The 12,487-nt window shown below is 42.6% G+C and carries 11 protein-coding genes; 4 read left to right on the plus strand and 7 right to left on the minus strand.

All coding sequences use genetic code 11. The annotated features are described in order from the left end of the window. Window positions 1-11: 11 nt before the first annotated feature. Window positions 12-1,031 (minus strand): branched-chain amino acid aminotransferase, encoded by a 1,020-nt coding sequence (locus tag QOX35_RS03435; RefSeq protein ID WP_283685800.1) that lies wholly within the window; start codon window positions 1,029-1,031, stop codon window positions 12-14. Window positions 1,032-1,284: 253 nt separating this feature from the next. Between QOX35_RS03435 and QOX35_RS03440 the strand changes: the two genes are divergently transcribed. Continuing rightward, window positions 1,285-2,025 (plus strand): CPBP family intramembrane glutamic endopeptidase, encoded by a 741-nt coding sequence (locus QOX35_RS03440; RefSeq protein ID WP_283685801.1) that lies wholly within the window; start codon window positions 1,285-1,287, stop codon window positions 2,023-2,025. 465 nt (window positions 2,026-2,490) lie between these two features. Here the strand turns inward: QOX35_RS03440 and def are convergent, their stop codons facing one another. Beyond that, window positions 2,491-3,129, minus strand: coding sequence for a peptide deformylase (gene def, locus QOX35_RS03445; protein ID WP_283685802.1), 639 nt, complete (start codon window positions 3,127-3,129; stop codon window positions 2,491-2,493). 256 nt (window positions 3,130-3,385) lie between these two features. Between def and QOX35_RS03450 the strand changes: the two genes are divergently transcribed. The 3 genes from QOX35_RS03450 (at window position 3,386) to QOX35_RS03460 (ending at window position 5,557) form a co-directional block, all read left to right on the plus strand. After that, complete coding sequence (locus tag QOX35_RS03450) at window positions 3,386-3,874, plus strand: RNA polymerase sigma factor (RefSeq protein WP_135104704.1); 489 nt, start codon at window positions 3,386-3,388, stop codon at window positions 3,872-3,874. A gap of 9 nt (window positions 3,875-3,883) precedes the next feature. Then, window positions 3,884-4,492 carry a hypothetical protein gene (locus tag QOX35_RS03455; RefSeq protein WP_283685803.1) on the plus strand — a complete coding sequence of 203 codons (609 nt, stop codon included), beginning with the start codon at window positions 3,884-3,886 and terminating at the stop codon, window positions 4,490-4,492. 147 nt (window positions 4,493-4,639) lie between these two features. Beyond that, window positions 4,640-5,557, plus strand: a complete 918-nt coding sequence (locus QOX35_RS03460; RefSeq protein ID WP_283685804.1) for a TraB/GumN family protein — start codon at window positions 4,640-4,642, stop codon at window positions 5,555-5,557. 94 nt (window positions 5,558-5,651) lie between these two features. Here QOX35_RS03460 and QOX35_RS03465 read toward each other — a convergent pair whose 3' ends face one another. From QOX35_RS03465 to QOX35_RS03485, 5 genes are all read right to left on the minus strand, one after another. Then, on the minus strand, window positions 5,652-6,035 hold the full coding sequence (locus QOX35_RS03465) for a DUF2752 domain-containing protein (RefSeq protein ID WP_283685805.1): 384 nt from the start codon (window positions 6,033-6,035) through the stop codon (window positions 5,652-5,654). A gap of 12 nt (window positions 6,036-6,047) precedes the next feature. After that, window positions 6,048-6,605 carry a CD225/dispanin family protein gene (locus QOX35_RS03470; protein WP_283685806.1) on the minus strand — a complete coding sequence of 186 codons (558 nt, stop codon included), beginning with the start codon at window positions 6,603-6,605 and terminating at the stop codon, window positions 6,048-6,050. A gap of 29 nt (window positions 6,606-6,634) precedes the next feature. Beyond that, window positions 6,635-9,019 carry a transglycosylase domain-containing protein gene (locus QOX35_RS03475; RefSeq protein ID WP_502846755.1) on the minus strand — a complete coding sequence of 795 codons (2,385 nt, stop codon included), beginning with the start codon at window positions 9,017-9,019 and terminating at the stop codon, window positions 6,635-6,637. Window positions 9,020-9,202: 183 nt separating this feature from the next. Beyond that, complete coding sequence (priA, locus tag QOX35_RS03480; RefSeq protein WP_283685807.1) at window positions 9,203-11,641, minus strand: replication restart helicase PriA; 2,439 nt, start codon at window positions 11,639-11,641, stop codon at window positions 9,203-9,205. A 9-nt stretch (window positions 11,642-11,650) separates the two neighbouring features. After that, a complete protein-coding gene (locus QOX35_RS03485; RefSeq protein ID WP_135104711.1) occupies window positions 11,651-12,268 on the minus strand; it encodes an outer membrane beta-barrel protein in 618 nt (205 codons plus the stop codon). Window positions 12,269-12,487: the final 219 nt, after the last annotated feature.

Consider the following 12,487-nt stretch of genomic DNA (forward strand, 5'->3'; position numbering starts at 1 on the left):
TGGATACCCGATCAGTCGAGAACTGTTACCCAGCCGTGTGTGTCGGGTTCGTCGCCCTGCTGTATCGCTCTCAGCTTGTTGTACAGCTTGGTGCTTACAGGGCCTGCGTTACCATCTTTAGATATCACATACGACTTGTTTTCGTCCAGATCATCTACTCTTAGTATCGGGCTGATTACGGCAGCAGTTCCCACTTGTCCCGCTTCTTCGAATGTCGCCAATTCGTCTTCATGTATCTGACGGCGTTCTACCTTCATTCCCATATCTTCGGCCAGTTGCATCAGGCTCTTGTTGGTGATGGAAGGAAGTATCGAGCTCGAAAGCGGTGTGATATATGTATTGTTTTTTATTCCGAAGAAATTTGCAGGGCCGCATTCGTCCAGATATTTCTTTTCTCTGGCATCGAGATACAGAACGGCAGAATACCCCATTTCGTGCGCTTTGTGTCCTGCTACGAGGCTGGCTGCATAGTTGCCACCTACCTTGATTGTACCTGTACCCAGAGGTGCAGCACGGTCGTATCCTCGCAGGATGGCAACCGGGGTAGGTTTAAACCCTTCCTTGAAGTATGGGCCTACAGGGGTAACAAATACGAGAAACATGTATTCGGCAGCAGGTTTTACTCCCACCTGTGCACTTGTGCCTATCAGTAGCGGACGGATATATAAAGAAGCTCCGCTTCCGTATGGCGGAACAAATTTTTGGTTCAGTTTTACAGCTTTTAATACTGTTTCTTCAAAAACTTCGACAGGAAGCTCGGCCATCATAATACCATGACATGAAGAAATCATACGCAAAGCATTATCGCGCATTCTGAAAATTCGGATTTTCCCGTCTTTCCCTCTAAACGCTTTGAGTCCTTCAAATGCTTCTTGTCCGTAGTGGAGGCAAGTGGCAGCTATATGAATGTCAATACTCTCAGAAGTAGTTTCGGTTGGTGTACTCCATTTTCCATCTTTGTAATGGCTTCTTACATTATAATCTGTCTTCATGTACCCGAAAGACAAATTAGACCAGTCTATCCCATTCATGTCGATAAAAGTTTAAATCAATACTTTCGATAAATTGTTTATATCACAAAAGTACAATTTTCATCGATATTCAGGCGATGTTTTTTCTTATTAAGTAAATATTTAAGCTCATTTTTCAGATTTTAGGGATTTCTTCTTTTCGGGATGATATTTAAAATGTATTTTTATTGCCATGCTCACAAGTGAAGAATCTTATGTCAGAATAGAAAAAGATACTTCATTTATACTTTCAATCGTAATACTTATTTTAATTATGGAATCACTACACAAAATATGGTCACGCTATTTCAGCTATAATTGGCAATTTGGTCTTGCGCTAATTCTGCTGTTTGGTGTTCCTCGTTTTATTCTGGTGTTGGATGCGAACATGTCGGGCGGATATGGCACAGCTTTTATCATCTTTTTCGTCATGTGGTTCACCCCTTTTATTTTTCTCACTCGCAAGGGCAGGAGAGAAATTGGCTTTAAGCGTCCTAACAATTACCTTCGTTTGCTTTATTCTTTTGCCTTAGGCGCATTGGCGTGCGGAGCTATATACGGGCTGTTTTATCTTTTTTATGGCAATACAATCAGCAATTCGCTTGTCTATATCTCTAAAGCCAGCACGTCTGTCGTGTTGGACGATAGTCATCGGCTTATCTTCTTCCTTATTGCCGCTATACCCAGTATGCTATTCAGCCCTATCGGCGAAGAATTTCTGTACAGAGGGGTAATACATGGCAGCTTTGTTCCCAAGTTTGGTGAAACAAAGGCTTCTCTCTTCGATAGCCTCGCTTTTGCATTAACGCATTTGGCTCATTTCGGAATCATTTTTGATGCAGGAGTGTGGAAATTGCTTCCTGTTCCGGCACTGTTGTGGGTGCTGTCAATGTTTGCTGTCAGTCGATTGTTTTTTGCGTGTAAGCAGATGTGTGACTCTATATTTGGAGCTGTGCTGTCGCATGCCGGATACAACTTTGCGATGATGTACTTTATTTTTTATCACATCCTATGACTTGTTTTTTTGCCGCTATAAATTCAATACATCGATAATATTTCTTTCTCTACGATGAGTTGCACAAATAGCGGAAACGCTTTTCTAATGCCCTTTCTGCTGTAAATATTTATAAATGTTTACACCTTTTGTTGCTTCCTGAGGGAGTTTTCGGAGCATAGAAAAATGGTCGGTAATTTTTAGTAAACAGTTTTTATTTTCAAAGAATACATTCGAAAAAACAGCTTTAAATAATTTGCTTGTGTGGAGAAAAGTTGTGGTCAGGATTTATAATAGTTAACATAAGTGCAAAATGAATACTATACTTTTGCTTTACAGTCTTACTTTAGACGACGATTATGTTAACTTTCTAATCTTAATACGAACACATACAAAACTATATTCGTCAAAAAAAAGAGTAAATCATTTCCTTGATTTACTCTTTTTGCTTTTATGTTGTCGATTGTTTTTCTTCAAATGGCAGCATCAATCCTCTTTCTGAACCTCAGGAGAAACGGCAGTAGCCAGTCTGTCGGTAAACAATATACCTTGAAGGTGGTCGTACTCGTGCTGAAATATCACGCCCGTAAAGTCTGCGCCACGTGAGCCGCCGCTTAGTCTTTCTTTTATAAGCGTTCCGTTATCGTCGTAATACTCCACATCTACCCATGTGTAGCGATTCGTCGTGCCTGATAGTTCGGGTACGGAAAGGCATCCGTCTCTTTCGAAGAGGAATGTCTCAGCCGAATGACCTACAATACGTGGATTGATGGCTACTTGCACAGGCATCCCTTTTTGGTCGATACGCAAGAAAAGGAAAAGGTTACGCCCTATACCCACCTGCGGAGCTGCTATTCCGACTCCCGACTCTACGGCAAGTGTCATTTGCAGGCGGTCGATAAGGAGTTGCAGGTCTTTGTTGGTTGCAATGTTCTTCGCATCCAGATCGATGCTTTTTTTTCTGAGGAAAAGAGAATCTTTTTGGTTGTCGGTTTGTAATACTCTGAGCGGAGTATCTGCACTTCCGCTATTTATCAGTGATTTTTCGTTGCTTGTCATAAACTTAACAGATTTACACGCGGATATGCTAAACAAAATAATCAGCAAGTATACTATCTTTTTCATTATATCCGATGTTTATATTTTTTTGCAAAGATATGAAAAATGGCTAGTACATAGCAAAAAATATATCTTACAGTAGAGGCTATTCTTGTGGTTAATCGAATTGAGAACATGCCCCTAGCAACAAGCTTTTACATCCATTTTTTTGGTTACCGCTTCATATTTTCATCATCTATTCGTGATTAAACATTAAAAAATTCCTAATATTGTGACAAATCGCACACTTTTGCGACATATATAATAAAGCGACTTCTAATAGATGAAAGAAACGAAGGAAAGGGATGAACAATTCTTAGAGATGATACGCCAAAACGAGGGTATTATCTTCAAGGTAGCTTCCTTCTATGTCGACAAAGAGCATCCGATCGGCGATCTTTATCAAGAAGTCGTACTCAACCTATGGAAAGGGTATCCGTCGTTCAGGGGCGAAAGCAAGTATTCGACCTGGATATATAGGATTGCGCTCAATACCTGTGTGTCTTTCTATCGCAGGAATAGAATTAATGTTTCCTATGTAGATATATCGACAGATATTCCCGACGTGGTAGACAACAATGAAGAAATACAAGAATTGTACAAATTAATCAACCGTTTAGGAAAAATCGAACGCGCCCTAGTCTTACTCTATCTCGACGATAAACCGTATAAGGAGATAGCCGAAATCACAGGGCTTTCTGTGACAAATGTGGCAACCAAACTGAGCCGCATAAAAGATAAGTTGAAGCAGATGTCGAATGGAGAAAACTAACCAAATTATATGGATCTCGATAGCATAAAAAAAACGTGGCAAGAAGCGGATATAAAGCCGACAATCGATGAATCAAAGATTCAGAAAATGTTGGATAATAAGGGGAAAAGCGCTTATGCAAATTTATTGAAGTATGACAAGTGCTTTCTGTGGCTGCTCATACCTTGTGTGTTTGCAGGAGTCTTGTTCTATTGTATGCATCCTCTGCCCGGTATCCTTTATTTTGCATTGCTTATCCCGGCATTTTTCTGGCAGCTGTATAAGATCAGCTACCTGAAGAAGGCGGATGTGTCTAAAATGGGAATACTGGAAATATCGAAGGGGGTGACACGCTACAAGAAATTCTTGGTGTACGAAATTATTATAGGAGCGGTGTGGATAGTCGCTTTCTCGGTGTCGTATATATATTATGGTCTGCCGAGTATGTTTCCTAAGCTGATGGGGCGATATTCGTCTGACGGCGAGTCGTCGTTTATGCTCTTGTTACTTATCTTTATGATTGCATCTACGATGGTTTTCTCTTTCCTGATCTATAAATATTTGTACTTGAATAATATAAAGAAGATACAAGATTCGATACGGGAAATAGAAGATTTTGAGAAAGATAATAATGACTGAATAATAAGAATATCCTCTTTGTCATTTTGAAAGGACTGAATTGAAAATCGGCATAGCCAAAAATCTCTTGCCATAATAGATGCTTCTAGTCGTCAGCATGACAAAATATAAATAACCTTTGTAAGAAACTTAACGAATAAATGTAATATGAAAAATCTGGTCGCAACATTTTTTGCACTGATACTATTTGTAGCTGCTACCACGCTCACAGCTCAGAACGAAACGAAGTATGATAACGCTTTGCTTTGGAAGGTTTCGGGCAATGGGCTATCAAAGCCTTCTTATATACTTGGTACGCACCATCTGGCACATGTGAGCTATGTAGATAGCATTCCGGGACTAAGAAATGCCATGGAAACTACCGAACAAACGGTGGGCGAACTTCTGATGTCTGATCAGACGGCGATGCAGGCCAAACTGCAACAGGCGGCGATGATGCCGGCAGGCGAAAGTTATGCAGCTTTGTTGTCTCCCGACGACTATACCAAGCTGGATAATGGGTTGAAAGAGCTTTTCGGTGTTGGTCTCAGTCAGTTTGGACAACTCAAGCCGGGTATGCTTTCTATGTTGTACACTATCACGTTATATACAAAATTTTATCCTGAGTTTAACCCGATGGCACACGAAGCTATCGATGGATATGTACAACGCATAGCTACCGAGAAAGGAAAATCCGTTGTTGGTCTCGAAACTGTCGAAGATCAGATTTATGCTCTGTTCGATGCCGAACCGTTGAAAGATCAGGCTGTTTCATTGGCATGCTATGTCGTGAACAGCGACAAGGCAAAAGATATGTTGGATAAACTGAATGCATACTACAAGGCAGGACAGCTGACAAATATGTACAATCTTGCTTTTAATAATCCCGACGATCCGTGTGGCGTATCACAAAAGTCGCAAAACGCTCTGAACAAAGACCGTAATGATAAGTGGATCGCAAAACTTCCTGAGATAATGAAAAATAAATCGAGCCTCATTGCCGTAGGTGCGTTGCACCTTGCCGACAAGGACGGATTGCTCGCTCAGCTTGCTGCTAAAGGATACACAGTAGAAGCTGTGAAATAAAAGATATACTTTATTTTCTTCCCCCTTCATTAGATTCACTCTTTTCTATTGGAGGGGGAAATTGTATCCGGTGGCTTGCTATCCCTGTTATATATTATGAAAAGCTGATATTCCTCCCTATCCAGAAAAGCACAATCAGTATAAGAACTATAACGATAGCCCTTTTTCCGAATAATGTCTTCCGTACGGTCGGATATTTTTCTTTACCGCCAAAGTATTCGAAATAAATTCCAATGATAAGATAGGGAATTGCCAGTATAAGGAGGGGGTTACTCGTAAATGCATCTTTCAGCCTAAAGTGTAGCAAGTGATGTATGGCTCGCTGCGAACCGCAGCCCGGACAGTCGAACCCTGTGATCCGATGAAAAGGGCATTGCGGAAAATATGCCGATTCTACGGGACTGAACAGAAAGTATATAATTGCGGCAAGCAGTATTACGCAGCCTATCACAATAACTCTGATTAGATATTTCGGCATTGTTTCTCGGTTTTAATACTGCGAAAGAGCTGCAAGCAAACCTAAAATGAACAATAACATATAGATAACAGGCAAGAATGCAATACCCCATAGCGTCCATAGTTTAGCTTTGCGCGATGCATCTTGCGAAGCTTCATATTCTCTCTTGCCATACAGCGTTTCTACCTTCACGGCATAAAATATTCCGACAAGGCTTATCGGCGAACAACAAAATATAGTGAGCAATATCGATTCTATAAGCCAATTCTTGGGCATGGGTATTATGCCATCCCACTTGTGCTGGTCGTCATATTGGTATCGCTGCCCGCTGTTATATGTCGGGTTTTGTCTATCCTGCTGCTGTCGTATTGGAGGAGGTGTCTGCTGCTCTTCTCTACGGTCTTGCGGTACAGGGGCTTTCGTGTCGAAAAGAAAATTCAGCTCCTGCAAGGTTCCGGCTTCAGCCCAGTCTGCCATCCCCGAACGCCAAACGATTGTTTCGGGGCTGATATTCTTCCGAAGTAACTCGTTTGAAGTAAAGGGGCCGCATTGCAACTTCGATATATCATCGATGTAGTAATATTTCAGCATAAAGTCTAGGCCCGGATTATAGCCGGTTTTTACTTAAACATTTCGTCTATCTGAGCCGGAGGTGGTGCATCCTGAACCTCTTCGTCGCTGCTCTTGTCGCAAACACCATATCCCGGTACACTCTCAAACTGGTCTCCCTGGCTATAACCGAGTCGCTTGTCTGCAAATACTTTTTTGAAGAACAGACCTACTATCGGCAGAGCCATGCTGGCTCCCTGTCCGTCAGTCGTGCGGTCGAAGTGTATAGAGCGGTCTTCTCCACCTACCCAGCATCCGGTAGAAAGTTTAGGTGTGAATCCCATAAACCATCCGTCGGAGTTATTTTGTGTTGTTCCTGTTTTTCCTCCCATTGGCGCTGTTATGCCATAGTTGCGTCTGATGCGTCCGCCTGTACCGCCATCCACTACTCCGCGAAGCATGTCGAGCATCTTCACATATGTGCTTTCGCTGAATACCTCGTCCATCTTCGGAGCGAAGGCTGCATCAGCTATTATATTGCCAAAGGCGTCTTCGATGCGGGTAACATATACAGGGTTGGAACGTATTCCTTTGTTCGCAAAAGAGGTATAAGCGGCAACCATTTCCGATACAGACACATCGTGTGTACCCAGTGCCATAGAAACCACAGGGTCTATGCGTCCGGTGATACCAAACGAGTGCAACATACGTGCAAAGGCATACGGTGTGGTACGTCCCATGAGGTAAGCCGTAACAAGGTTGTCGGAGTTTTGCAGTCCCCATTTGATGGTGACTGTTTCGCCAAACATAGATGCTCGCCCTCCTCTTGGAGTCCACTCTTTACCTGTTTCGGCAATGAGGGTTTGAGGCACATATAGCATTTGGTCGCAAGGCGTCATTCCGCTTTCCATCGACAGGGTGTAAAGGAATGGTTTGATGGTCGAACCTATTTGTCGGCGTCCCATGTTCACCATATCATACTGGAAGAACTTGAAGTTTATTCCTCCCACATAAGCTTTTACATATCCGTTGTGATTATCCATCGCCATAAAGCCCGAACGCAGGAAGCTTTTGTGATAGCGTATGGAGTCCCAAGGGGTCATTGTCGTATCTACTTCTCCTTTCCAAGAGAATACTTTCATATCTACAGGCTTCTTGAATATCTGTAGTATTTCTTTGTCGGACATTCCTTCATTTTTCAGAGCCTTGTACCTGTCGCTAATCTTCATGGCACGATACAGCAATGTGTCTACATCTTTGGCTACCGAGTAGGAGAACGGAGCATACGAGCGACCTCTCTTTTCTTTATCGAAATCGGGTTGCAGTTCCTTGCTGAGGTGTTCTGCCATCGCCTCTTCGGCATACTGCTGCATGCGAGAGTCGATCGTTGTATATATTCTCAGTCCGTCGGTAGAGAGGTTGTAATTAGAGCCGTCCGGCTTTTTATTCTTGTTGCACCATCCGTACAGCGGGTTTGTCTCCCAGCTGATAGAATCGAGCGCATATTGTTCCATTTGCCACGAAGCGTAATTCGATTTCTTAGGCTTTTTGGCTGTCATAGCCATACGCAGATACTCTCTGAAATAAGGAGCAAGCCCGTCTTTGTGGTCTACCCGTTTGAAGTCGAGTTTCAGTTCTGTTTGTATCAGTGAGTCGTATTGTTGTTCGGTAATGTAGTCGCTCTTGTACATCTGTTCCAATACCACATTCCTACGACCTTTTGTTCTGTCGGGATATCTTCTCGGGTTGAAGTACGAAGGGTTTTTACACATCCCTATCAGGGTAGCGGCTTCTTCTATCTTGAGCTCTTTTGGTGTTTTGTTGAAGTACACCTGTGCAGCCGACTGAATACCTACAGCATTGTATAGGAAGTCGAACTGATTGAGGTATAGGTTCACTATTTCTTCTTTTGTATAATATCGTTCCAGTTTTACGGCAATAACCCATTCGATAGGCTTGCGTAAAAACACACGTTGAACCCAGTTTTCGGAAGGAGGAGAGTAAAGCAGTTTTGCCAGCTGCTGAGGAATGGTACTACCCCCACCGCCACTTTCCTGCATCAGGATACCTCTTTTCACTACGGCTCTGAGCAATGCGTATGCATCAATACCCGAATGTGAATAGAAACGTGCGTCTTCGGTAGCTACCAACGCTTGTACCAGATACGGAGAAAGATCTTCGTAGTTGGAATATATACGGTTGTTTTTTGCAAGGGAATATGTGCCCAACAGTTGCCCATCGGTAGAATATATCTGAGAGGCGTATTTGTCAATCGGGTTTTCTAACTCTTCTACATCAGGCATATAGCCGATTGCTCCTATACTGATAAGGGCAAATGTGATGGTGAGTACTCCGATGAAGCAGGCAAACCCGATCCACATCTTTTTTATGATGGTCTTCGGGGTGCGTTTTTTATTTGTCTTATTATTCCTTCTTTGTTTTTCCTTCTCATTCATAAGTGTATGCAAGTCTTTTAACTTGGCGCAAAGTTATATAAAACGTTTCAATAATGCAGATAAAAAAACTTAAATGCTTTTCAATAATTCTTGTTATGTTCAGTAGCGGAAAGCGTTTTTTATATTTAGCGGGAAAAGATCCTTCATTCCGTTCAGTATGATAATATAAAAGCCGGCGTAAACCTACATCGGGTCAACATCGTAGTGCAACAACAGCGACTTGAACGCCGGGTTGGTAAATACAAGGGACTGGCATTGGAAAATACCTTCACGAACCTTCTGTATCGATGCCTGATTTTCAATTTTGAGCATAATGTGGCGTATATACAACGACTGTATGCGTGATACCGGCGGCTTGCCCGGTCCCAACACACGCTCGCCAAAGGTGGTACGCAAGGCTGAGGCAAACTCCCGTGCTGCGCTGTCGGTCAGTTGCTCGTCTCTGCCACGTACAACAATGTTTATCAGACGGAAGTAGGGTGGATAACGGAACATTTTTCGCTCCTCGGCTTGTAGTTCGTAAAACGATTCATAGTCGTTTCTCCTTACAAAGCTGATCAACGGGCTACCCGGATGGGAGGTTTGAAGGAATACCAAGCCCTGTTTGTTCTTTCGACCGGCACGTCCGCTTACCTGTGTCATGAGTTGGTACGCCCGTTCGTATGCTCTGAAGTCGGGATAGTTGAGCATATTGTCGGCGTTAAGTATGCCTACAATGCTTACATTATCAAAGTCTAAGCCTTTGGATACCATCTGCGTACCGATAAGTATATTGGTTTTGTTTTGTTCAAAGTCGGAAATAATACGCTCGTAAGACCGCTTTCCTCGTGTGGTGTCTAAGTCCATACGTGCAACCGAAACTTCGGGAAAGAGTTCTGCAACTTCCTCCTCTATCCTTTCTGTACCATAGCCAAGCATGTCGAGTGTAGGGGTCTTACAATCGGGGCAAACGGTAGGCACTTCGTATGTTGCTCCACAGTAGTGGCATACCATCATTCGTTGCCCTTTGTGATAGGTGAGGCTTACGTCACAATTTCGGCAATGCAATGTCCACGAGCAGGTCTTGCATTCGAGCATAGATGCAAATCCACGTCTGTTTTGGAAAAGTATGATCTGTTCCTTTTTGCTCAACGCCTCCTTCATTTTGTCGATGAGGGGAGGAGAGAGGAACGACTTCATTTGTTTCTTCCTTCTCAGCTCTTTGGTGTTAACGACTGCTATCTGTGGCAACTCGATATTTTCATATCTCTTGTCCAGCCTTACCAGTCCGTACCTTCCCGTGAGGGCATTGTTGTATGTTTCTAGCGAAGGGGTAGCCGTACCCAACAGCGTTTTGGTGTTGAATAGAGAAGCCAATACGATAGCGGCATTGCGTGCATTGTAGCGGGGGGCAGGGTCTTGCTGCTTGTACGAGCTTTCGTGTTCCTCATCAACAATCACCAGATCTAAGTCTGTAAAAGGTAGGAATATAGCGGAACGTGCTCCTAAGACAACTTGTATGTCGTTGTTCTTTAGTAGGTTGTTCCAAATTTCGGCTCGCTCGTTATCGTTAAACTTGGAGTGATACACCGCAAGTTTGTTACCAAAAACGGCTTTTAGCCTGTCGGTTATCTGGGTGGTGAGGGCTATTTCGGGCAGAAGGTAAAGTACCTGCTTGCCTTTCTCTATTGCCTCCTTTATAAGTTGTATGTATATTTCTGTCTTTCCGCTCGATGTGACGCCAAAGAGCAGGGTAATATCTTTTTCCTTGAATGAATCTTTTATCTCCTCAAGGGCTTTTCGCTGATATTCGTTCAGTTCAGAAGCGGCATCTATATTGGTATCGCCATAGTCGAAACGGCTGACTTCGTATTCGTACGTTTCGAGGAACCCTTTTTTCTGCAGTTCGGACAGTACGCTAGCCGAAGTATCGGCTTCTTCGAGCAGTGTTTTTTTTAGCACAAGGGGAGCCTCGTCCTTCATAAACAGGAAGGTAGAAAACAAGTGTTGTTGCTTTTTTGCCCTACCCAGTTCGTCCATTATCGCATTTAGCTCTTCTTCGCTGTATTGACGGGTGAGGCGTATGGCTGTTTGGCTCTTTACGGTATATGTGTCTTGTATGTTTTCGCTGATGTATGCGGCCTTTTTGTCTACCAAAGCTTTTATGGCTGTGACGGCATTCGGTATCCCCGCTTGTTTTTCTATCTCGGCTATCGTTTTGGCTTTGTCGGGCGACAGGCAGTAGAATACTTTCTGTTCGTTGGCGGTAAGCGGTTCGGAAGTCTCAAAGTCGGCATTGAGCAAAACGTGAGTTTCGCTTTCCAGTTTCAGGGCAGAGGGCAAAGCTGCACGATACACATCTCCCAGCGAACACATATAATACATAGCCACCCATTCCCAGAACTTTAGCTGGAGAGGGGTGGCTATAGGATATTCTTCTAGCACGGTAACAATGTCTTTTACCGGCTGTGATAATTTTTCTTTTTCGTATATCTGAAAAACAATGGCTGTGTAAAACTTCTTTTTGCCAAACTGTACAATAACTCTACTCCCTGCGTATACCGATTTTTTAAATTCTAAAGGAATAGCGTAAGTGTAAGTCCCTTGTAGCGGCAAGGGTAATATTACATCAGCATACAGCATTTTTGTTTATCAGAAGTAGTAATTGAGTCCTACGGTCCAGTATTGGTTTTTCTTGTTTTGGAACGTATCGGCATCCATGTATTCTTCTTTATAATTGTTGGTCAGGTCGCCACGGAAGTACATTCCCAAATCTATATTTCTGAATAAAGTAACTCCTGCTCCTGCACCCAATCCGAAGATAAAGTTTTTGTGCTTGAAAGCGTTAACCACTTCATTTGCATTTTTAGCATTGTCGTCACCCACTTTCACGTTGCCGTATACTCCACCTGTAACAAACAAGCCCAAAGGACCTAGCTTGATACGTTGCTTTAAGTTGATAGGCACGCTTATATAATTATAGTCGGATAAAGACGCATTGTCTTGCTTTTCACTGATCTTATATTCTTTATGTCCGTACAGAACAGAAATGTCTCCCCCGAATCCCGAAATAGGAACTACAAATTCGGCGGTAGGGCCTATCTGGAAGCCTAATCGGTTGCTGGCCTTCAATATATCGGTATTCAGCTTGTTGCTGGCTACATCTACACCTCCCCTTACCCCTAAACGAAATTGGGCTGAGGCAGTATTAATACTCAGTACACAAATAAGTACAAAGAGTGCTAGCGATACTAATTGTTTTGTTTTCATACGTAATACCTTTTATTAACTCTTTTTTTATAACACATAAATAGAGAGAGAAGTTCGTTTGTGCCCGATCGTTTTATAAAATGTTTTCTGAATAAATTGGTGGAATTTCTGATTTTCGAAAGTATTCTGATATTCATTACTCGCATTTTACAGTTTACGAAAATAGTTAAAATTTACAAACAAACAAATTATATGTGGATAATTTTTAATGATTTGTTT

Source organism: Dysgonomonas sp. Marseille-Q5470, assembly GCF_951230145.1.
In the GTDB taxonomy this organism is placed as follows: Bacteria; Bacteroidota; Bacteroidia; order Bacteroidales; family Dysgonomonadaceae; genus Dysgonomonas.